We start from the raw sequence: 19,788 nt of genomic DNA, 5'->3' as shown, positions 1-19,788 counted from the left end.
GAGCCCCATGCACATGATTTCTTCCGTCGCCGACCTCTCGGTCGTGCTGGTGGAACCGTCCCACACCCAGGCCCATATCGTCGGCCAGTTCCTGCGCAACCTGGGCGTCGCCAACATGCAGACCGCCGCCAGCGGCGCCGATGCCCTGGCCCTGCTGCGCCGGTCCAAGCCTTCCGTGGTCATCAGCGCCATGTATCTGCCGGACATGACCGGCACCGAGCTGGTCTACGCCATGCGCGCCGACGATGACCTGGAAATGCTGCCCTTCGTGCTCATTTCCAGCGAAACCCGGCCCAAGGTGCTGGACCCCATCCGCCAGTCCGGCGCCTGCAGCATCCTGCCCAAGCCCTTCAGCGAAAAGCAGCTGCTCACCGCCCTGCGCGCGGTGATCGACTACCTGGAGCCGGAAGGCCAGCTGGAAGTGCCGGTGGACCTGGAAAGCCTGAAGGTACTGATCGTGGACGATAGCCCGGTGTCCCGCAAATTCCTGCGCCACATCCTGGAGAATCTGGGCATCGAGAACTTCCTCGAAGCCAGCAACGGCAAGGAGGCGGTGTCCGTGCTCGGTGAAACCATGGTGGATCTGGTGCTGACCGACTACAACATGCCGGAAATGGACGGCAAGGCCCTGGTGGAATACATCCGCCAGCAGAGCTGGCAGGCCACCGTGCCGGTGCTGATGGTCACCAGCGAATCCAATATGAGCCGCCTGGCCGCGGTGGAGCAGGCCGGCGTTTCCGCCATCTGCGACAAGCCCTTCGACCCCAAGACGGTCAAGGGTCTGATCGAGCGGGCCATGTGGGGCTGAGCCGGGGTTCTCCGGCCTGAAGCGAAAAGGGAGCTGCGGCTCCCTTTTTTATTGCCGCTCCTTCGGCGGCGCTGCCGGTGGCGGGCGAAAAAAAGCCCGCCGGGGTTGCCGGCGGGCACAAGCTAGGGATGAACCTGGGCTCAGTTGCTGTTCTGCTGTAGCTGCTTGAGCAGTTCGTTCTGGCCCTCTTCGCCGGAGCCTCCGCCTTCTCCCTCCTGCTGCTGCATCAGGGAGTTGAGGTCCATGGCTTCGGATTCCTGCTGGGTCGGGGCCCGGTGGGCCGGATCGCCGTAGCTGACGATGCCCGGGAAGATGATGATGAGGGCCACCATGATGATCTGGATGCACACGAACGGCACGGCGCCCCAGTAGATATCGGTGGTCTTGATCGAGGCCGGGGCCACGGAGCGCAGGTAGAACAGGGCGAAGCCGAAGGGCGGGTGCATGAAGGAGGTCTGCATGTTCACCCCCAGCAGCACGCCGAACCAGATCAGGTCGATGCCCAGCTTTTCCGCCACCGGTCCCAGCAGGGGCACGATGATGAAGGACAGTTCGAAGAAGTCCAGGAAGAAGGCCAGGACGAAGACCAGGATGTTCACCACGATGAGGAAGCCCAGCTGGCCGCCCGGCAGGGAGGTCAGCAGGTGTTCCACCCACAGGTCGCCGTTCACCGCCCGGAAGACCAGGCCGAACACCGTGGAACCCACCAGGATGAAGACCACGAAGGAGGACAGCTTGGCGGTGGTGTCCATGGCCTGCTTGAGCAGGGAGACGGACAGGCGCTTGCGCATCAGGGCCAGGATCAGGGCGCCGCTGGCACCCATGGCGCCGCCCTCGGTGGGGGTGGCGATGCCCAGGAAGATGGTGCCCAGTACCAGGAAGATCAGCACCAGGGGCGGCACCAGGGAGGTCAGCACCCGCATCAGCAGCTTGGCGCCGCGCAGGGAGCGGGCTTCCAGGGGCAGGGCCGGGGCGGCATTGGGCTTGATGATGGTGAGGATGGCGACGTAGCCCACATACAGGCTGGTCAGGATCAGGCCGGGGACCATGGCGCCTTCGTACATGTCGCCCACAGACTTGCCCAGCTGGTCGGCCATGATGATCAGCACCAGGGAGGGCGGGATGATCTGGGCCAGGGTGCCGGAGGCGGCGATGACGCCCGAGGCCAGGCGCTTGTCGTAGCCGTAGCGCAGCATGATGGGCAGGGAGATCAGGCCCATGGAGATCACCGAAGCCGCCACCACGCCGGTGGTGGCCGCCAGCAGGGCGCCGACGAAGATCACCGCGTAGGCCAGGCCGCCGCGCATGGGGCCGAAGAGCTGGCCGATGGTGTCGAGCAGATCCTCCGCCATGCCCGAGCGTTCAAGTACCAGGCCCATGAAGGTGAAGAAGGGAATGGCCAGCAGGGTGTCGTTGGCCATGATGCCGAAGACCCGTTCCGGCAGGGCCTGGAACAGGGCGGGGTGGAGCAGACCCAGTTCCATGCCGATGAAGCCGAAGACCATGCCGTTGGCGGCCAGGGCGAAGGCCACCGGGTAGCCGAAGAGGAGGAACAGGACGAGGGCGCCGAACATTACCGGCGCCATGTTGTTGATCAGGAATTCCATGGTTATGCCTCGCCTTTCTTGGCCTTGATTGCGGCCGCCAGTTCTTCTTCGGCGGAGGGGCCTTTGTGCTTTTCAGCGGGGTTGGCGATCAGGCCGCGCAGGAAGGCGATGCGCTTGATCAGTTCGGAGAGGCCCTGCAGCACCAGCAGCAGGAAGCCGACGGGAATCATTAGGCGGGCCGGCCAGCGGATCAGGCCGCCCGGGTTGGAGGACATTTCACCGGAGTCCCAGGCATTCATGAAAATGGGCCAGGACAGGTACATGATCAGGACGGCCATGGGCATCAGGAACAGCAGGGTGCCGATGATGTCGATCCAGGCCTGGCCGCGGGGGGAGAACTTGCCCGCCACCACGTCGATGCGCACGTGCTCGTTGCGCAGCAGGGTGTAGCCGGCGCTGAAGAGGAAGATCACGGCGAAGAGGTACCACTGGATTTCCAGCAGACCGTTGGAACTGTAATTGATGGTGTAGCGCATCACGGCGTTGCCGGCGCTGAGAATGGTCATGAGCAGCACCAGCCAGATCACGGCTTTGCCGACGCGCTCGTTGAGGGCGTCGATCCCGCGGGAGACGCTGAGCAGAAAGGTCACGGTTGGTTCCTCCAGAGATGTCGAAAATGCCGGGCTTCTTGGGCCCATCGCTTGTATTTCGGCTTGTGGCCAGGGCAGGCGTGCAGCGCGTCTGCCCGAGTCTTGCGGGAGGTGTCCTGGCCTCGTTGGTGGCGGCCGGGCGCCCAATCCCACAAATTGCGCGGCGATTGTGGCACAGGGGCCGGGGCCGGGCCATTGGTGGAAACCCTAGCCGGCAGCGGCTTTCCGGCCGGTGACGCTGGCATTTTGACGGCCTGTTTCCCTTCTGCCGCCGGGTCTGCTAAAACCCTGGTTTTTGCCCTGTGTTGCCGGAGCCGTCGATGGTCAAAGCCCCCACCCGCATCTGCGTCATTCGCCACGGCGAGACTTTCTGGAATGCCGACCGGCGCATCCAGGGCCATCTCGACATCGGCCTCAATCCCACCGGGCTGCGCCAGGCCCGGGCCGCGGCCCGGCGCCTGGCGACCGAGGTCGGCACGGTGACGGCGGTATACAGCAGCGACCTGGCCCGGGCCCGGGTCACCGCCGAGGCCATCGCCGCCCATCTGGGGCGCCCCGTGTGCCTGCGGCCGGCCCTGCGGGAGCGCAGCTACGGCATTTTCGAAGGGCTCACCTACGACGAGGCGCGGCAGCGGCATCCGGGGGCTTACGCTGCCTTCGAGGCGCGCCAGCCGGAACTGCCCATTCCCCAAGGGGAGAGTCTGGAGGACTTTTCCGCCCGGGTCAGCCGCTGCCTGGAGACCCTGGCGGCGGAGCACCGGGGCGAAACGGTGGTGCTGGTGTGTCACGGCGGCGTGCTGGACGTCATCAACCGCCACGTGCGCGGACGCCCCCTGGCGGCACCCCGGGATTTCACCATTCCCAATGCCGGCATCACCTGGCTGGAAAGGGACGGGGCCGGCTGGCGCATCGTCCAGTGGAGCTGCACCCGGCACCTGGAAGACGGCGCCCTGGACGAGCTGCCGGGCTGACTCTGTCGGGCTGACTCTGTCGGGCGGCGCCCCAAATTGGGGCAGGGTTTTCCCCGGGAGGGGTGGCGGCGGGGGTTGGCATGATACAATTTCCGCCTTTTTCAACGGCTTGAGAGGCAGCACCGATGTTCTCCGCAAACGACACCCTGGCGAAAGTGGACCCCGAACTCTGGAAGGCGATCGAAGATGAAAATCGTCGCCAAGAAGAGCACATCGAACTGATCGCCTCCGAAAACTACGTCTCCAACGCGGTCATGGAAGCCCAAGGCTCCCAGCTGACCAACAAGTATGCCGAAGGCTACCCCGGCAAGCGCTACTACGGCGGCTGCGAATACGTGGACGTGGCCGAGCAGCTGGCCATCGAGCGCCTGAAGAAGCTGTTCGGCGCCGAAGCCGCCAACGTGCAGCCCAACTCCGGTTCCCAGGCCAACCAGGCCGTGCTGATGGCCTTCGCCAAGCCCGGCGACACCATCATGGGCATGAGCCTGGCCGAAGGCGGCCACCTCACCCACGGCATGGCCCTGAACATGTCCGGCAAGTGGTTCAACGTCGTCTCCTACGGTCTCAACGAGAAGGAAGAGATCGACTACGACAAGATGGAAGCCCTGGCCCGCGAGCACAAGCCGAAGATCATCGTCGCCGGCGCCTCCGCCTACGCCCTGCGCATCGACTTCGAGCGCTTCGCCAAGATCGCCAAGGAAGTCGGCGCCATCTTCTGGGTGGACATGGCCCACTACGCCGGCCTCATCGCCGCCGGCTACTACCCCAACCCGGTGCCCTTCGCCGACGTGGTCACCTCCACCACCCACAAGACCCTGCGCGGCCCCCGCGGCGGCGTCATCCTGATGAAGGCCGAGCACGAGAAGGCCCTCAACTCCGCCATCTTCCCCGGCCTCCAGGGCGGCCCCCTGATGCATGTCATCGCCGCCAAGGCCGTGGCTTTCAAGGAAGCTGCGTCCCCCGAGTTCAAGAAGTACCAGGAGCAGGTGATCAACAACGCCCGCGTCATGGCCAAGGTCCTGGGCGAGGAGCGCGGTCTGCGCATCGTTTCCGGCCGTACCGAGTCCCACGTCTTCCTGATCGACCTGCGCGCCAAGAAGATCACCGGCAAGGAAGCCGAAGCCGCCCTGGGCAAGGCTCACATCACCGTGAACAAGAACGGCATTCCCAACGACCCGGAAAAGCCCTTCGTCACCTCCGGCATCCGTATCGGTTCCCCGGCCATGACCAGCCGCGGTTTCACCGAGATCGAAGCCGAGCAGATCGCCCACCTGGTGGCCGACGTGCTCGACGCGCCGAACGACGAAGCCAAGCTGGCCGAAGTGCGCGCCAAGGTGGCCGCCCTCTGCGCCAAGTTCCCGGTCTACGGCAAGTAAGACGGCCAAGGCGGCGCAGCGATGAAATGCCCCTTCTGCGGAGCGATGGACACCACGGTGGTGGACACCCGCATCAACGAAGACGGCGACATCGTGCGCCGCCGCCGCCGCTGCCTCAACTGCGACAAGCGTTTCACCACCTATGAGCGGGCGGAAATCCGCCTGCCCCAGGTGGTCAAGAAAAACGGCTCCCGGGTGGACTACAACCGGGACAAGCTCTCCGCCAGCCTGTGGCTGGCCCTGCGCAAGCGGCCCGTGACCACCGAGGCGGTGGACGGCGCCATTACCCGCATCGAAGAAAAACTGCTGGCCCTGGGCGAGCGGGAAATCCCCTCCGAAAAGGTGGGCGAGATGGTGATGCGGGAACTGAAGAAGCTGGACAAGATCGCCTACGTCCGCTTTGCCTCGGTCTATCGCAACTTCGAGGACGTGGACGAGTTCTCCCACGCCGTGCGCGAAGTGACCCCGGGCAAGCCTGTGCGTCGCCCCCGCGACGAGTAATTCTCCCCTCATCTCATGCCCGCCGCCCCCGGCACCGCTGCCGACCACGCCCACATGGCCCGGGCCCTGGCCCTGGCCGAACAGGGGCTGTACTCCACCTCCCCCAATCCCCGGGTCGGCTGCGTCCTGGTCAGGGACGGCGTCGTCGTCGGCGAAGGCTGGCATGTGCGGGCTGGTGAGCCCCATGCCGAAGTCCATGCCCTGCGCGCCGCCGGCGAAGCCGCCCGGGGCGCCACCGCCTACGTCACTTTGGAGCCCTGCAGCCACCACGGCCGCACCCCGCCCTGCGCCGAAGCCCTGGTGGCCGCCGGTGTCGCCCGGGTGGTGGCGGCCATGGAAGACCCCAATCCTCTGGTGGCCGGCCGCGGCCTGGCCATCCTGCGTCAGGCCGGTATCGAAGTCTGTGCCGGCGTGCTGGCCAATGAGGCCCGGGAACTCAACATCGGTTTCGTCTCCCGCATGACCAGAGGGCGCCCCTGGGTGCGCCTGAAAGCCGCATCCAGCCTGGACGGCAGGACGGCCCTGGCCAACGGCCAGAGCCAGTGGATCACCGGGGTCGAGGCGCGCCAGGACGGCCACCGCTGGCGGGCCCGGGCCTGTGCCATCCTCAGCGGCAGCGGCACCGTGCTGGCCGACGATCCCCTGCTCAATGTGCGGGGCGTCGACACGGAGCGCCAGCCCCGCCCGGTGGTGGTGGACAGCCGCCTGCAAACCCCGCCCACGGCCCGTCTGCTGGACGGCCGCCCGGTTCTCATCGCCACCGCCAACCCGGACCCGGCCAAGGCCGCGGCCCTGGCGGCCCAAGGTGCCGAAGTGCTGCTGCTGCCCGACGCCGCCGGCCGGGTGGATCTGGCCGCCCTGCTCTTGGAGCTGGGGCGGCGGGGCATCAACGAACTGCACGTGGAAGGCGGTGCCGGCCTCAACGGCGCCCTGCTGGCCGCCGGGCTGGTGGACGAACTGCTGCTCTACCTGGCGCCGACCCTGCTGGGCAACCCGGCTCTGGGCCTCTTCGGCCTGCCCGAGCTGACCTCCCTGGAGCAGCAGCAACGCCTGCGGTGGCACGACCTGCGCCAGGTGGGCGGCGACCTGCGCATCCTGGCCCGCCTGGCCTGAGCCGGCGGCGGATATTCCCAAAATACAGCGTCACTGAAAGGCAATAGGGACGCCATCCTTCGCCTATGCACGGCGGAAAGTGGCGTCCCTATTGCCTTTCAGGCCAGGTGCTTTCAGCTGCCCTTCATCGGCTCCCGCATACCGGGCAGCCCGGGTCCTTCTGCAGGCGCACCGTGCGCCATTCCATGGTCAGGGCGTCGAGCAGCAGCAGCCGCCCGCCCAGGGTCTGGCCGCAGCCGGCCAGCAGCTTGAGGGCCTCGGCCGCCTGCAGGGTGCCGATGATGCCGGTGAGGGGGGCGAAGACGCCCATGGTGGCGCAGCGCACCTCCTCCACGTCCTCGCCTTCGGGAAAGAGGCAGTGGTAGCAGGGCGCCCCGGGCTGGCGCGTGTCGAAGACGCTGATCTGGCCGTCGAAGCGCACCGCGGCGCCGGAGACCAGGGGCTTGCCCAGCTTGACGCAGGCCCGGTTCACCGCGTGGCGGGTGGCGAAGTTGTCGCAGCAGTCCAGCACCACGTCGGCCTTGGCCACTTCCGCCTCCAGGTCCGCCCCTTCCAGGCGGCGGGCGATCACTTCCACCCGGGTTTCCGGATTGAGGCGCTGCAGGGCGTCCCGCCCGGATTCGGCCTTGGGCCGGCCGACGGAGGCTTCCGTGTGCAGGATCTGGCGCTGCAGATTGGTCAGGTCCACCGTGTCGCCGTCGGCCAGGGCCAGGGTGCCGACGCCGGCAGCAGCCAGGTACAGCGCCGCCGGCGAGCCCAGGCCGCCGGCGCCGATGACCAGGGCCCGGGCGGCGAGAAAGCGTTCCTGGCCCTCGATGCCGATGGGGTCGAGGAGGATGTGGCGGCTGTAGCGGAGCAGTTGCTGGTCGTTCATGGCGAGGGGCTGGGCGTGGCTAGAAGGGCCGTCGGGGCGGCGGGGCAAAACAAAGGGGCCGCTGTTGCGGCCCCTGGGGCGTGGCCGGTGCGGCCTATTTGTATTCCCGCCATTCGGGCGGGGTTTCGTCGTGGTCCCCGTGAGGGTGGCGTTCCCAGGCCTGGGCGTAGGCCTTGGAGGAGGACTTGAGAGGCCGTTCGGGCGCTTCCAGATTGTGCAGCTGGGTTTCCTCGACATAGTAGATGAGGGCCCGCATCAGCTTGCTCATGAGGGTGTTGTCAAGGTGGAAGCCCTGGTCCACCAGGCCTTCTTCCAGGCCCCGGTAGGTGTAGTCGGTGAGGTCGTAGGCGACGGCCACGGCCCGCTTTTCCGTCTCGGGTACGGCGTCCAGGTTTTCCAGGCCGGTCAGCAGATCGGCGGCTTCAGGCACTTGCCCCGGGGGGAAGCGGGAAAACAGGATTTCCCGCTTCTTTTGAGTATCCAGACGGCGCGACAACTTGGCGGCGACTCGTTTCATGGCCCTCTCCCCGAGGTTCTGCTGTTAGGCTCGTTACGGCTTATTCTGCATGATCTGCAGACCCTTGAGAAGGTTGAGGGCCTGGTTCAGCTGGTAGTCGCTCTTGGAGGCGAATTCGGCCGGCGCCGGCAGTTCGGACTTCTCATCCTCTTCCTTGCCCTTGTTCTTGCCGTTGGCCTTGCCATCCTTGGATTTGGGCGCCGCGGTGGCTTCCTTTTCCTTGTCATTGATCAGGTGGCGTTCCAGGTCGGCTTCCCGCAGGCGCTCCGGAGAGGCGCCGTTGGCGGACTCTTCCACATTGATGTCCGGCACGATGCCCTTGGCCTGGATGGAACGGCCGTTGGGCGTGTAGTAGCGGGCGGTGGTGAGCTTGATGGCGGTGTTGCCGGGCAGGGGCAGCACGGTCTGCACCGAGCCCTTGCCGAAGGTCTGGGTGCCCAGCACCACGGCGCGCTTGTGGTCCTGCAGGGCGCCGGCGACGATTTCGGAGGCGGAGGCGGAGCCGCCGTTCACCAGCACCACCAGGGGCACCTTCTTCACTTCGGCGGGCAGGTTCTTCAGGTAGTCGTCGCGGCTGCCGCGCAGGTAGTCCTCGGCGCTGGCGAAGTACTGGTGCTTGGCGTCCGGGGTGCGGCCGTCGGTGGACACCACCAGGGCCTTGGCCGGCAGGAAGGCGGCGGAAACGCCGACGGCACCGTTGAGCAGGCCGCCCGGGTCGTTGCGCAGGTCCAGCACCAGACCCTTGAGGGCGCCGTCCTTGTACAGGTCGGAGAGGTGCTTGACCAGGGATGGGCCGGTGTTTTCCTGGAACTGGGTGACGCGCACGTAGCCGTAGCCCGGTTCCACCAGCTTGGACTTGACGCTCTGCACCTTGATCACTTCCCGGTTCAGGGTGACGACGATGGGCTTCTGCTCGCCCTTGCGCACGATGGTCAGGGTGATGGGAGTCTTGGGCTTGCCGCGCATGCGCTTGACGGCGTCGGAGAGGGTCATGCCCTTGACCGGGGTGTCGTCCAGCTTGACGATCAGGTCGCCGGCCTTGAGCCCGGCGCGGAAGGCGGGGGTGTCCTCGATGGGGGAAACCACCTTGACGAAGCCGTCTTCCATGCCGACTTCGATGCCGAGGCCGCCGAATTCGCCCTGGGTGCCGACCTGCAGTTCCTTGAAGGAATCCGCATCCAGGTAGGAGGAGTGGGGGTCCAGATTGGAGAGCATGCCGGAGATGGCATTGGTGATCAGCTTCTTGTCTTCCACCGGCTCCACATAGCCCTGCTTGATGGCGTTGAAGACTTCGGCGAAGGTGCGCAGCTCCTCGACGGGCAGCCCGGCCCGGGTTTCCTTGTCGGCGATGGCGGAAATCTGGACCGACAGCAGGATGCCGGCCACCATGCCGACCCCGATCAGTCCCACCTGTTTCAACGGCTTGCCCATCTTCACAAAAAGTCTCCTACTTCAAGCTCGCCCATTTGAGCGGGTCGAGCGGCTGGCCTTGATGGCGAAGTTCAAAGTATAAACCGGATTCCGGGTTGCCACCGCTGTTGCCGATGACGGCGACAACCTCGCCCGGCTTCACCGTTTCCCCCACGTGTTTGTAGAGGGATTCGTTGTTGCCGTAGATGGTCAGATAGCCGTCGCCGTGGTCCAGGATCAGCAGGTTGCCGAAGCCCCGCATCCAGTCGGCGAAGACCACCCGGCCGGCGGCCACGGCATGGACGTCACCCCCGGCGGCGGCCCGGATGAAGAGGCCCTTCCAGGTGCTGCCTTCCTGGCGGGCAGTGCCGAAGCGGTTGCTGACGGTGCCCCGCACCGGCAGGCGCAGGGAGCCCTTGAGGCGGGCGAAGTCCCCGGAGAAGCGCGCCAGGCCTGCGTCGGGGGTCTTGTCGTTGTCGATGCCGGGTGTTTGACCGCCACTTCCGGCGGGCCGTTCCGCCGGCGCCCGGGGCTTGGTTTCGGGCTTGGGCGGCCGGGCCTTCTGCTGGGCGATGATGCGGGAGAGGCCGTCGATGAGGCGGGTCAGGCGCTTTTCGTCCTGCTGCAGGGCGCCGATTTCCTTGCGGCGGGATTCGATCTGCTGGGAAATCTTGGCCAGGGTGGCCTGGCGCTGGTTCTTCTGGGCCAGCAGCTGCTGGTGCTGCTCCTTCTGCTTGGCTTCCACCTCGGCCAGCTCGGTTTCCCGGTTGCGGGTGTCTTCGGCCAGGGCCTTCTTCTGCTTCAGGGTGCTGCCGATCTGTTGCAGCAGGGCCGTGCGCGCCTTGGCCACGGCCGACAGGTAGTAGAGGTCCCGCGCCATCTGGTTGGGGTTGTCGCCGTTGAGCAGCAGGCGCAGGGAGTCGGAACCCTCGCCCCCTTCCATGTACTGACGGATCAGGAGCTGCTCCAGCTGGGTGCGCTGGCCCGCCAGGGTGCCTTCCAGTTCCCGAGCCTGGCTGGCCAGCTGCTGCAGGGTGTTCTGCAGGTTGCCCCGCTGGCCGGACAGCTGGCGCAGGTCCCGGGACAGGTTGGAGATGCCCTTTTCCGCATCCTTCAGCTGGTCGGCCACGTCGGCCCGGGATTCCTCGGCGGTGGCCACTTCCTTGCGCAGGCTGTCGATGCGGCCCTGCAGCTCCTTCAGGTCGGCCTTGCTGCTTTCCGCCTGATGCTCCGGATTGGCAACGGCGCCGGCCGTCACGCCGGCGGCGGCAGCCGCCGCCTTGCGCGGCGTGCTGGCGGTCTTGGTCGGGGCTTTGCCCGGCACGGCCTTGGTCGCAGGCTTGGCCGTGGTTTTGGCAGGCGCCTTGGTCGGCGGTGCCGACTTTTTCAGCGGCGCCTTCTGTACCACCACCTTGGCTGGCGTTTTGCTGGAAGCGGCGGGTTTGGTCGCCGGCGTGGCGGCCAGAGTGGCGGACTGGTACAGGGCCAGGCCGCCCAACAGGGCCAGCAGAAGGGTTCGCCCGAGGCCGCTTGGCCGTGGCGAGGTGGATGTGCCGGAATGCCGCGTGCCGCTCACCCTGGTATTACCCGCGAAAAGTGGAGAGTGGGGCAGGTCAGGGGGCGCTGCGGCGGTGCGGTCCTGTACATGGGGCTGTGGCCAGATTGGGGGTGGGGAGAGGATTTTTTGACCGCACTACTGCAAAGACGGTTGATGTGGATTAAATCGAGCCGGCACTCGGTAGGCTAGATTAATGGATTATTTTATAATGATTTCGCCCCAGCCACGAGCCTGTCCGGAGCTTCCGCGCCCGACGCAGCCGTTCGCCAGCCCGGGTTTTACTGGAGAAGTGCCGCGGTGGAAGCTTCCTTTAACTTGATTGAAAAGCAGGAACATATCGAACTGGCCGCCCGGGCGCTGAAGGCGATCGCCCATCCCTTGCGCCTGAAGATACTCTGCGTGGTCGGCGATCAGGAAGCCTGCGTGCAGGAAATCGTCGATGCCGTCGGTACCTCCCAAAGCAATATTTCCCAGCATCTGGCCATCCTGCGGGAGAAGGGCGTGCTGCTGACGCGCAAGGATGCCAACCGGGTCTATTACCGGGTGGGCGACGCCCGTACCCTGCAACTGATCGGCATGATGCGCGAGGTCTTCTGCGGCGTGCCCCAGGGCAGCGGCCACTAGAATCACCCCTGGGGGGCGTGGTTGCGGTAATCTCCCCGAGTCGTTTTCCCCTCATCACCCCTTACGGAGTCTGGTTTGGATTTTATTAAGCAGAACGCTTTTCTGGTCGGTCTGGTCCTGGCGAGTGGCCTGGCCCTGGTGGTTTCCCTGCTGCGCGGCAATGGCAGCAAGGCCGTTTCCGCCACCGACGCCACCCTGCTGATCAACCGGGAAGATGCCCTGGTGATCGACGTGCGCGATCCGGCCGAGTTCGCCACCGGCCACCTGCCCAATGCCCGCAACACGCCCCTGAACAAGCTGGACGAACACCTGGCCTCCCTGGACCAGTACAAGGACCGGGCCATCGTGGTCTGCTGCGCTTCCGGCATCCGTTCCGCCAAGGCCTGCGAGCAGATGCGCAAGGTCGGTTTTGCCAAGGTGGTGAATCTCTCCGGCGGTGTCGGCACCTGGACCCAGGCCGGCCTGCCCCTGTCCCGCGGCAAGGCCTGAGGAGTCCGTCATGAAACGTGTTCTGATGTATTCCACCGCCGTTTGTCCCTACTGCATCCGCGCCGAGCAACTGCTCAAGAGCAAGGGCGTGGCCGAAATCGAGAAGGTCCGGGTGGACCTGGAGCCGGCCCGCCGCGAGGAAATGATGGAAAAGACCGGCGGCAAGCGTACCGTGCCCCAGATTTTCATCGGCGACACCCACGTCGGCGGCTGCGACGACCTCTATGCCCTGGACCGTGCCGGGGGGCTGGTGCCCCTGCTGGCCGACGAGTCCTGAGTCTCCCTTCAACCGAATCACTGGAAATCCAAACCATGAGCCAAGCCGAATCCCCCGTTTTCGCCATCGAAAAGCTGTACGTCAAAGATCTGTCCGTCGAAGTGCCGAATGCGCCCCAGATTTTCCTGGAGCAGACCTCCCCCCAGGTGGACATCCAGCTGCGTAGCGAAGGCTCCGGTCTGGGCGACGGCATGTTCGAAGTGGTGTTGACCGTCACCGTCACCGCCAAGCTGGAAGACGGCAAGACCGTGTTCCTGGTGGAAGCCGGCCAGGCCGGCGTGTTCCAGATCCGCAACGTGCCGGAAGAAAACCTGGAGCCCCTGCTGGCCATCGCCTGCCCCAATGTGCTCTTCCCCTATGCCCGGGAAGTGGTTTCCAGCGCCATCGCCCGTGCCGGCTTTGCCCCCGTGGTGCTGCAGCCGGTCAATTTCGAGGCCCTCTACATGGCCCGTCAGGCCGAAGCCCAGCAGGCTGGTGCCAACGAAGTTCCCATCCAGTAATTCAACCGGCAGCCGGAGGTAGGACATGTGCCAGCGCGTATCTTCTTGGATGACGGTTTTGTCGCGTGCCCTGCTTCTTTGCCTGCCGGCCCTGGCCGTCCAGGCGGCTGACTACCGTTCGGTGGAGCCGGGCGAAGGCTCGGCTGCCGCCATCCTCTACGATTCGCCCTCGAAGAAGGGGGTGCCCCAGTTCATCATCCGCCGCTATACCCCGGTGGAAGTGGTGGTCAATCTGGAAGGCTGGGCCAAGGTCCGGGATGCGGCCGGCGGGCTGGCCTGGATTGAGCGGGCGGCCCTGGCCGATCGCCGTACCCTGCAGGTGACGGCGGACCGGGCCGAGGTGCACCAGGCCGCCGATACCGCCTCGCCCCTGGCGTTCCAGGCGGAAAAGGGGGTTGCCCTCGAGCTTCTCGAAGCAGGTCCGGCCGGCTGGGCCAAAGTCCGGCATCGGGACGGCCAGACCGGCTATCTCCGGGCCAACCAGGTCTGGGGCCTTTAAGTATTGATCCATCCATGAATATTGCCGTTCTAGGTGCCGGCGCCTGGGGAACCGCGCTGGCCATCGCCTTTGCTCCGGCCCACCGGGTCCGTCTGTGGTCCTGGGAGCAGCCCCAGGCCGAGATCATGGCCCGGGAGCGGGCCAACAGCCGTTACCTGCCGGGTGCTTCGTTCCCCGAGGGGCTGGAGGTCGGCTCCGACCTGGCCTGGGCGGCCGCCGATGCGGACCTGTTGCTGGTGGCGACGCCCCTGGTCGGTCTGCGTCCCACCCTGCGCAGCCTCAAGGCTGCCGGCCTGGCCGGCACGGTGCCCGTGCTGTGGGCCTGCAAAGGCCTGGAGGCTGGCTCTGCCAAGCTGCCGCACCAGGTGGTGGCGGAAGAGTTGGGCGCCGATCATCCCTGCGGCGCCCTTTCCGGCCCCAGCTTTGCCGATGAAGTGGCGCGGCAGCAGCCGACGGCCATCACCCTGGCTTCCGCCGATGGGGAACTGGCGGCCCGCCTGGCTCGGCAGCTGCATACGCAGCGCCTGCGCATCTATGCCCACGATGATGTGGTGGGGGTGGAGGTGGGCGGTGCGGTGAAGAATGTGCTGGCCATCGCCACCGGCATCGCCGACGGCCTGGACCTGGGGCTCAATGCCCGGGCGGCCCTGGTGACCCGGGGGCTGGCCGAAATCGCCCGTCTCGGCGAGGCCCTGGGCGGGCGGCGGGAAACCTTCATGGGTCTGGCGGGGATGGGTGACCTGATCCTTACCTGTACCGGCGACCTGTCCCGCAACCGCCGGGTCGGCCTGGCCCTGGGGCAGGGCAAGACCCTGGCCCAGACCCTGGTGGATCTGGGGCATGTGGCGGAGGGCGTCAGCACGGCCGCCGAGGTGGCCGGACTGGCCCGTCGCCTGGGCATCGACATGCCCATCACTGCCGCGGTGGATGCGGTGCTGCACCACGACCTGCCGGCCGCCGAGGCGGTGAGCCAGCTGCTTTCCCGGGACCCCAAGCCCGAGCAGGGCTGATTTGCCGTTGACCTAACGGCCGCCGGCAAAGTCCAGTTGCCGCCAAACTTCAAACGCCATCACGGCGGCGGCATTGGAAAGATTGAGACTGCGCTGGTCCGGCAGCATCGGCAGGCGCAGTCGCTGCTCCGGGGCAAACTGGCCCAGGATTTCCTCAGGCAAACCTGCCGTTTCCCGACCAAAAACGAAGGCATCGTCTTGCCGATATCGCACCGTGTCGTAACGTTGTCCGCCGCGGGTGGATAGGGCGAAGATGCGCCGTCCCGCCATGGCCGCCAGGCAGCTCTGCCAGTCTCCATGGCGTGTGACTTTGGCATATTCGTGGTAGTCCAGTCCCGCCCGCCGCAATTGTTTGTCCGAAAGATCGAATCCCAAAGGTTCGATGAGATGTAATTCACAGCCAGTATTGGCGCAAAGGCGAATAATGTTACCGGTGTTGGGCGGGATTTCGGGCTGGTAAAGAATGATGGCGGTCACGAAGGCACAATGCGGCTTGGGTTGGTTGGTAAAAAAGCGATATAGTTCAAAAAATTAAGCGTCAATCTTAAAGCAGATTGGAGATTTTATGGCGCGGCCGGAGAAAATCCGACTCGGTGACCTGTTGATTCAGCAAGGGCTGCTGACCGAAGCGCAGCTCAAGCTGGCCCTGGAAGAGCAAAAGCTGACTGGCCGCAAGCTGGGCCGCATTTTCGTGGATGGGGGGTACGTCAGCGAGGAGCAGATTTCCCAGGCGCTGGCCCGCCAGTTGCGCATCCCCTTCTTCGACCTGAAGACCTTCAACGTCAAGCCGGACCTCACCAAGCTGCTGCCCGAGGCCCAGGCTCGCCGCTTCCGCGCCATTCCCCTGGAAGACCGGGGCAGCGCCCTGCTGGTGGGTCTGGTGGATCCCACCGACCTGCTGGCCTACGACGAAATCGTCCGCCTCGTCCGGCGGGATATCGAGCTGGCGGTGGTGACCGAGAGCCAGCTGCTGGTCACGATCGACCGCCTGTACCGGCGCACCGAGGAAATCTCCGGCCTGGCCAAGGAACTGCAGGCTGAGCTGGGCGACATGCCCATCGAATTCGGCGAGCTGCTGGGGCTGACCCCGGGCGCCGAAGATGCGCCGGTGGTGAAGCTGCTGCAGACCGTGTTCGAGGAAGCGCTGCGCACCCGCGCGTCGGACATCCACATCGAGCCCCAGGAGGCGCGCCTGCGCATCCGCTTCCGCATCGACGGCGTGCTGCACATCCAGACCGAGGCCGACCCGAAAATCGCCACTGCCGTGGCCCTGCGCCTGAAACTGATGTCCGGCCTGGACATCTCCGAAAAGCGCCTGCCCCAGGACGGACGCTTCAACATCAAGGTGCGCAACAATCCGGTGGACGTGCGTATTTCCACCATGCCCACCCAGTACGGCGAGTCGGTGGTGATGCGGATACTGGCCCAGTCCAACGGTATCCTCGGCCTCGACAACATCCACATGCCGGCCCATATCCTGGACCGTCTGCGGCATGCCATCCACCGCCCCAGCGGCATCGTCCTGGTCACCGGACCCACCGGCTCCGGCAAGACCACCACCCTGTATGCGGCCCTGTCCGAACTGAATACCACGGAAAAGAAGGTCATCACCGTGGAAGACCCGGTGGAATACCGGCTGCCGGGCATCAATCAGGTGCAGGTGCACGAAAAGATCGACCTTTCCTTCGACCGGGTGCTGCGTACGGCCTTGCGCCAGGATCCGGACATCATCCTGGTGGGCGAAATGCGCGACCAGATGACGGCCGAAATCGGCATGCGGGCCGCCATGACCGGCCACCTGGTGCTTTCCACCCTGCACACCAACGATGCCATCTCCACGCCCATCCGCCTGCTCGACATGGGGGTGCCGCGCTACATGGTGGCCCTGTCCCTGCAACTGGTCCTGGCCCAGCGTCTGGTGCGCGTGATCTGCGATTCCTGTGCCGCGCCCCATGTGCCGGAGCCCCACGAGCGCGAGTGGCTGCGTTATGAACTGGGCGAGCAGCTCGACGGTCACCACTTCAAGAAGGGTACCGGGTGCCCCCACTGCGGCGGAACCGGCTACCAGGGGCGTACCGGTGTATGGGAAATGCTTGAAATGACCAGCGAGGTGGTGGAAGCCACCAATCAGGACGATCCTTCCATCTTCATGCAGGCAGCCCGCAAGCAGATGGGCGGCAACACCCTGCGCCGGGATGCGGTACGCCTGGCCCGTCAGGGCCGCACCACCATTGACGAGGCCATGCGCGTGGCCAGCCAGACGGAAGACTGAGCGTGGCCAATTTCAGCTATCGGGGCCGCAGCAGCGGCGGTGGCCTGGTCAATGGCTCCCTGGAGGCCATGTCTGCCTCGGCCGTGGCCGATCAACTGTTGTTGCAGGGAATTACGCCGCTGGAAATCAAGCCGGCTCCCAAGCAGGAGAACGGGGACGGCCTCAAGTTCAACCTGACCCTGTTTGCGGAAAAAGTCCGTCATGTGGACGTGCTGCTTTTCAGCCGCCAGATCTATACCCTGCTCAAGGCCGGCGTGCCGATCATGCGCGCCTTGGCCGGCTTGCAGGAATCCAGCAGCAACGGCGCCATGAAGCGGTTGCTGCAGGAAGTGCGGGAGAGCCTGGATTCCGGCCGTGAGTTGTCCGCGTCTCTGGCGCGTCACTCGACTGTTTTCCCCCCGTTCTATCTCTCCATGGTGCGGGTGGGGGAAATGACCGGTCGGCTGGAGGAGATATTCCTCCGTCTCTTCTACCACCTGGATTTCGAGCAGTTCATGCGCAACCAGGTGAAGTCGGCCCTGCGTTATCCAAGCTTTGTTGTGGCGGCCATGGCGATTGCCATCGTGGTGGTGAATATCTGGGTGATTCCTGCTTTCGCCCAGGTGTTCAAGGGCTTCAACGCAGAGTTGCCCTTCATGACCCGGTTGCTCATCAATTTCTCCGATTTCATGGTGGCCGACTGGCCCTATCTGCTGGCGGGATTGGTCGGGATCATATTCGCCTTCCGCGCCTGGGTGGCGACGCCCATGGGGCGCTACCTGTGGGACCGGACCAAGCTACGGGTTCCCATTGCCGGGAAGATCGTGGAAAAGGCCACGCTGGCGCGCTTTTCCCGCAGCTTCGCCCTGGCGGTGCGTAGTGGTGTGCCGGTGGTGCAGGCCATGAGCGTGGTGGCCCAGACGGTGGACAATGTCTTCATCGCGGACAAGATCGAGAAAATGCGCGAAGGCGTGGAGCGGGGCGAGTCCGTCCTGCGTACTGCCATCAGCGCCCGGGTATTCACCCCTATCGTGTTGCAGATGGTGGCTGTCGGCGAGGAATCCGGCGCCCTGGACGACATGATGGAAGAAGTGGCGGACATGTATCAGCGTGAGGTCGAGTACGAACTGAAAAACCTCTCCCAGCAGATCGAGCCGATTCTTATCGTGGCCCTTGGTATCTTGGTGCTGGTTCTGGCGTTGGGCATCTTTCTGCCGATCTGGGACCTGGGCAAGGTTGCCTTCAAGCGCTGATGGCGATGGACCGCCGGATCAGGGGGGCATCCCGTTTCGAGTTGCTGGTCGTTTTGGTGATTGCTTTAGTGTTGTTGGCAGGGTTGCTGCACCGGTTGAGGGAAGTGCAGATGGCGGTGGAGCGAACCGCCGTGATTTCTGTGCTGGATACAATACGGGCAGGCGTGTGGCTGGAAGCGGCCGCCCGTATCGGAACGGAAGGAGATGGAGCCCTGGCTCGTCTGGAAACCGAGAATCCCTTTCCTGCCTTGCATGGCGCTGTTCCGGCCTATGCCGGGGTAATTGCCGGGGATTACGGAAATTTACAAATCGGGGGCTGGTACTTTGATGCGGAGCGAAAGAAAATCCTTTATCGCCCAAGGTATTCCGAGAACTTTTTCACAAACGAAATTACGTCTGAAAGCGTAGAGTTCACAATCGACGCCGTGTACCGGGAGTCCCCGTCGCATGGGCGAGTATTTGAGGGCATGCGTATCACCGGCCAATGTGCGTGCGGGTGGTTGCCAAAACATTACGCGGCTTCACCCGCAGGGAGAGAGTAATGAAGTTGATCCGGGCCCAGCAGAAGGGCTTTACCCTTATCGAACTGATCGTTGTGATCATCATCCTGGGCATCCTGGCGGCTACGGCTTTGCCCCGTTTTGTCAATCTGCAGGTCCAGGCGCGCCAGGCTAAGTTGCAGGGGGCGGTAGCCTCCGTGCGTGCCGCCTCCGCTCTGTTCCACGCCACTTGCCTGGCTCGTGCCGGTACCGGCGGAAGCTGTCCTGCCGATGGCACCACCGTAATCAATATTCCGATGGAAGGCGTGAATATTACCGGGGTCGCCCAGTATCCGACGGCCGATGCCAATGGTATTGTCGCCGCTGCCGGATTGTTGGCGGGGGCTGCTGCCGGCGCCGGAGTGGATTATGTGACCAGTGGTGGTGGCTCCGGTGCTGCCAACACCCTGACCATTGTGGTCCCCGGCGGCACCGGCACCAACTGCCAGTTTACCTACCAGTCTGCACAGATGTCCGGTACCACTACGGTCATCGCGCCGGTCATCGGCACCGCAACTGCCAATTCCGAATGTCTGTGATTTTTTTCTAAAGGAGTCTTTACTGTGAAAAGCCAACAAAAAGGTTTTACCCTGATCGAACTGATCGTGGTGATCGTCATTCTGGGTATCCTGGCTGCGACCGCCCTGCCCAAGTTCATCGACCTGAGCGGTGATGCCCGTGCCGGCGTGATCCGTGGTGTGGAAGCTTCCATGCGTTCCGCCAACGTCATGATTTACGGCAAGGCTGCCGCCCGCAATGCTCTGGGCGCCGGTCCCACCACCATCTCCGCCACCAATGCCGTCAACGTCAACGTGGTCTACGGCTACGCTGCAAATGCCGCTGCCCTGAGTTCCGTGATGGACCTGAGCCCGGCGTCTGATTTCGAGATGGACGGTACCAGTGGTATCCGTCACAAGAACGCAGCCACTCCGGCCAGTTGCAAGGTGACCTATCAACCCGCTGGCGCCAACACCCAGCCCACCTACACGGTCGTCACTAGCGGCTGCTGATGCATGATGGA

Annotated in this window: 23 protein-coding genes; 16 read left to right on the top strand and 7 right to left on the bottom strand. The window is 64.9% G+C overall.

The features are described from left to right. Positions 1 to 7 precede the first annotated feature (7 nt). Positions 8 to 808, top strand: a complete 801-nt coding sequence (locus EV678_RS09505) for a response regulator (RefSeq protein ID WP_014236362.1) — start codon at positions 8 to 10, stop codon at positions 806 to 808. Positions 809 to 948: 140 nt separating this feature from the next. Here the strand turns inward: EV678_RS09505 and EV678_RS09500 are convergent, their stop codons facing one another. Both EV678_RS09500 and EV678_RS09495 read right to left on the bottom strand, forming a co-directional pair. After that, positions 949 to 2,415, bottom strand: coding sequence for a TRAP transporter large permease (locus EV678_RS09500; protein ID WP_130459361.1), 1,467 nt, complete (start codon positions 2,413 to 2,415; stop codon positions 949 to 951). A gap of 2 nt (positions 2,416 to 2,417) precedes the next feature. Continuing rightward, positions 2,418 to 3,005 carry a TRAP transporter small permease subunit gene (locus tag EV678_RS09495; protein ID WP_014236364.1) on the bottom strand — a complete coding sequence of 196 codons (588 nt, stop codon included), beginning with the start codon at positions 3,003 to 3,005 and terminating at the stop codon, positions 2,418 to 2,420. Between the two features lie 320 nt (positions 3,006 to 3,325). Here EV678_RS09495 and EV678_RS09490 point away from each other — a divergent pair, with 320 nt between their 5' ends. From EV678_RS09490 to ribD, 4 genes are all read left to right on the top strand, one after another. Continuing rightward, positions 3,326 to 3,976, top strand: coding sequence for a histidine phosphatase family protein (locus tag EV678_RS09490; protein ID WP_130459360.1), 651 nt, complete (start codon positions 3,326 to 3,328; stop codon positions 3,974 to 3,976). A 125-nt stretch (positions 3,977 to 4,101) separates the two neighbouring features. Next, positions 4,102 to 5,352, top strand: a complete 1,251-nt coding sequence (glyA, locus tag EV678_RS09485) for a serine hydroxymethyltransferase (RefSeq protein WP_014236366.1) — start codon at positions 4,102 to 4,104, stop codon at positions 5,350 to 5,352. A 21-nt stretch (positions 5,353 to 5,373) separates the two neighbouring features. Continuing rightward, a complete protein-coding gene (gene nrdR, locus EV678_RS09480; RefSeq protein WP_043797837.1) occupies positions 5,374 to 5,853 on the top strand; it encodes a transcriptional regulator NrdR in 480 nt (159 codons plus the stop codon). Positions 5,854 to 5,868: 15 nt separating this feature from the next. Then, on the top strand, positions 5,869 to 6,966 hold the full coding sequence (gene ribD / locus EV678_RS09475; protein WP_130459359.1) for a bifunctional diaminohydroxyphosphoribosylaminopyrimidine deaminase/5-amino-6-(5-phosphoribosylamino)uracil reductase RibD: 1,098 nt from the start codon (positions 5,869 to 5,871) through the stop codon (positions 6,964 to 6,966). A 124-nt stretch (positions 6,967 to 7,090) separates the two neighbouring features. Here ribD and EV678_RS09470 read toward each other — a convergent pair whose 3' ends face one another. From EV678_RS09470 to EV678_RS09455, 4 genes are all read right to left on the bottom strand, one after another. Then, positions 7,091 to 7,840 carry a HesA/MoeB/ThiF family protein gene (locus EV678_RS09470; RefSeq protein WP_130459358.1) on the bottom strand — a complete coding sequence of 250 codons (750 nt, stop codon included), beginning with the start codon at positions 7,838 to 7,840 and terminating at the stop codon, positions 7,091 to 7,093. Positions 7,841 to 7,934: 94 nt separating this feature from the next. After that, the gene (locus EV678_RS09465; RefSeq protein ID WP_014236370.1) at positions 7,935 to 8,357 is read right to left on the bottom strand and encodes a hypothetical protein; all 423 of its coding nucleotides are present in this window, start codon (positions 8,355 to 8,357) and stop codon (positions 7,935 to 7,937) included. A gap of 33 nt (positions 8,358 to 8,390) precedes the next feature. Then, entirely contained in the window at positions 8,391 to 9,788 is a 1,398-nt protein-coding gene (locus EV678_RS09460; RefSeq protein WP_130459917.1) for a S41 family peptidase, read from the bottom strand. Between the two features lie 16 nt (positions 9,789 to 9,804). Further along, a complete protein-coding gene (locus EV678_RS09455; RefSeq protein ID WP_130459357.1) occupies positions 9,805 to 11,265 on the bottom strand; it encodes a murein hydrolase activator EnvC family protein in 1,461 nt (486 codons plus the stop codon). A 375-nt stretch (positions 11,266 to 11,640) separates the two neighbouring features. Between EV678_RS09455 and EV678_RS09450 the strand changes: the two genes are divergently transcribed. From EV678_RS09450 to EV678_RS09425, 6 genes are all read left to right on the top strand, one after another. Further along, on the top strand, positions 11,641 to 11,949 hold the full coding sequence (locus EV678_RS09450) for an ArsR/SmtB family transcription factor (RefSeq protein ID WP_172974818.1): 309 nt from the start codon (positions 11,641 to 11,643) through the stop codon (positions 11,947 to 11,949). Positions 11,950 to 12,024: 75 nt separating this feature from the next. Then, the gene (locus tag EV678_RS09445) at positions 12,025 to 12,438 is read left to right on the top strand and encodes a rhodanese-like domain-containing protein (RefSeq protein ID WP_130459356.1); all 414 of its coding nucleotides are present in this window, start codon (positions 12,025 to 12,027) and stop codon (positions 12,436 to 12,438) included. Between the two features lie 10 nt (positions 12,439 to 12,448). Then, positions 12,449 to 12,715 carry a glutaredoxin 3 gene (gene grxC, locus EV678_RS09440; protein WP_014236375.1) on the top strand — a complete coding sequence of 89 codons (267 nt, stop codon included), beginning with the start codon at positions 12,449 to 12,451 and terminating at the stop codon, positions 12,713 to 12,715. Positions 12,716 to 12,750: 35 nt separating this feature from the next. After that, entirely contained in the window at positions 12,751 to 13,215 is a 465-nt protein-coding gene (gene secB, locus EV678_RS09435; protein WP_014236376.1) for a protein-export chaperone SecB, read from the top strand. 49 nt (positions 13,216 to 13,264) lie between these two features. Continuing rightward, positions 13,265 to 13,714, top strand: a complete 450-nt coding sequence (locus EV678_RS09430) for an SH3 domain-containing protein (protein WP_130459355.1) — start codon at positions 13,265 to 13,267, stop codon at positions 13,712 to 13,714. Positions 13,715 to 13,728: 14 nt separating this feature from the next. Then, complete coding sequence (locus EV678_RS09425) at positions 13,729 to 14,724, top strand: NAD(P)H-dependent glycerol-3-phosphate dehydrogenase (RefSeq protein WP_130459354.1); 996 nt, start codon at positions 13,729 to 13,731, stop codon at positions 14,722 to 14,724. Positions 14,725 to 14,736: 12 nt separating this feature from the next. Here EV678_RS09425 and trmL read toward each other — a convergent pair whose 3' ends face one another. Then, positions 14,737 to 15,201, bottom strand: coding sequence for a tRNA (uridine(34)/cytosine(34)/5-carboxymethylaminomethyluridine(34)-2'-O)-methyltransferase TrmL (gene trmL, locus EV678_RS09420; protein ID WP_130459353.1), 465 nt, complete (start codon positions 15,199 to 15,201; stop codon positions 14,737 to 14,739). A 124-nt stretch (positions 15,202 to 15,325) separates the two neighbouring features. Here trmL and EV678_RS09415 point away from each other — a divergent pair, with 124 nt between their 5' ends. From EV678_RS09415 to EV678_RS09395, 5 genes are read left to right on the top strand one after another with little or no spacing between them, the layout of a single operon-like run. Continuing rightward, positions 15,326 to 16,996 (top strand): GspE/PulE family protein, encoded by a 1,671-nt coding sequence (locus EV678_RS09415; protein ID WP_232058805.1) that lies wholly within the window; start codon positions 15,326 to 15,328, stop codon positions 16,994 to 16,996. Positions 16,997 to 16,998: 2 nt separating this feature from the next. Continuing rightward, a complete protein-coding gene (locus tag EV678_RS09410) occupies positions 16,999 to 18,228 on the top strand; it encodes a type II secretion system F family protein (protein ID WP_130459351.1) in 1,230 nt (409 codons plus the stop codon). After that, a complete protein-coding gene (locus EV678_RS09405) occupies positions 18,228 to 18,770 on the top strand; it encodes a hypothetical protein (RefSeq protein WP_043797842.1) in 543 nt (180 codons plus the stop codon). The genes EV678_RS09410 and EV678_RS09405 overlap by 1 nt, the downstream gene beginning before the upstream one ends. Further along, positions 18,770 to 19,306 (top strand): prepilin-type N-terminal cleavage/methylation domain-containing protein, encoded by a 537-nt coding sequence (locus tag EV678_RS16545; protein ID WP_014236382.1) that lies wholly within the window; start codon positions 18,770 to 18,772, stop codon positions 19,304 to 19,306. The genes EV678_RS09405 and EV678_RS16545 overlap by 1 nt, the downstream gene beginning before the upstream one ends. 24 nt (positions 19,307 to 19,330) lie before the next feature. Beyond that, on the top strand, positions 19,331 to 19,777 hold the full coding sequence (locus EV678_RS09395; RefSeq protein WP_130459350.1) for a type II secretion system protein: 447 nt from the start codon (positions 19,331 to 19,333) through the stop codon (positions 19,775 to 19,777). Positions 19,778 to 19,788 lie beyond the last annotated feature (11 nt).

The sequence above is a fragment of the Azospira oryzae genome (assembly GCF_004217225.1).
GTDB lineage: Bacteria > Pseudomonadota > Gammaproteobacteria > Burkholderiales > Rhodocyclaceae > Azospira > Azospira oryzae.
Note: the sequence above shows the minus strand (reverse complement) of the source record. Positions and strands in the feature narration are given on the sequence as shown.

Excerpts from the sequence above, each read along its gene's own strand:
- EV678_RS09505 (WP_014236362.1), top strand. The coding sequence starts at position 8 with ATGCACATGATTTCTTCCGTCGCCGACCTCTCGGTCGTGCTGGTGGAA.
- EV678_RS09500 (WP_130459361.1), bottom strand. The coding sequence starts at position 2,415 with ATGGAATTCCTGATCAACAACATGGCGCCGGTAATGTTCGGCGCCCTC.
- EV678_RS09490 (WP_130459360.1), top strand. The coding sequence starts at position 3,326 with ATGGTCAAAGCCCCCACCCGCATCTGCGTCATTCGCCACGGCGAGACT.
- glyA (WP_014236366.1), top strand. The coding sequence starts at position 4,102 with ATGTTCTCCGCAAACGACACCCTGGCGAAAGTGGACCCCGAACTCTGG.
- nrdR (WP_043797837.1), top strand. The coding sequence starts at position 5,374 with ATGAAATGCCCCTTCTGCGGAGCGATGGACACCACGGTGGTGGACACC.
- ribD (WP_130459359.1), top strand. The coding sequence starts at position 5,869 with ATGCCCGCCGCCCCCGGCACCGCTGCCGACCACGCCCACATGGCCCGG.
- EV678_RS09470 (WP_130459358.1), bottom strand. The coding sequence starts at position 7,840 with ATGAACGACCAGCAACTGCTCCGCTACAGCCGCCACATCCTCCTCGAC.
- EV678_RS09465 (WP_014236370.1), bottom strand. The coding sequence starts at position 8,357 with ATGAAACGAGTCGCCGCCAAGTTGTCGCGCCGTCTGGATACTCAAAAG.
- EV678_RS09460 (WP_130459917.1), bottom strand. The coding sequence starts at position 9,788 with ATGGGCAAGCCGTTGAAACAGGTGGGACTGATCGGGGTCGGCATGGTG.
- grxC (WP_014236375.1), top strand. The coding sequence starts at position 12,449 with ATGAAACGTGTTCTGATGTATTCCACCGCCGTTTGTCCCTACTGCATC.
- secB (WP_014236376.1), top strand. The coding sequence starts at position 12,751 with ATGAGCCAAGCCGAATCCCCCGTTTTCGCCATCGAAAAGCTGTACGTC.
- EV678_RS09430 (WP_130459355.1), top strand. The coding sequence starts at position 13,265 with ATGACGGTTTTGTCGCGTGCCCTGCTTCTTTGCCTGCCGGCCCTGGCC.
- EV678_RS09425 (WP_130459354.1), top strand. The coding sequence starts at position 13,729 with ATGAATATTGCCGTTCTAGGTGCCGGCGCCTGGGGAACCGCGCTGGCC.
- EV678_RS09405 (WP_043797842.1), top strand. The coding sequence starts at position 18,228 with ATGGCGATGGACCGCCGGATCAGGGGGGCATCCCGTTTCGAGTTGCTG.
- EV678_RS16545 (WP_014236382.1), top strand. The coding sequence starts at position 18,770 with ATGAAGTTGATCCGGGCCCAGCAGAAGGGCTTTACCCTTATCGAACTG.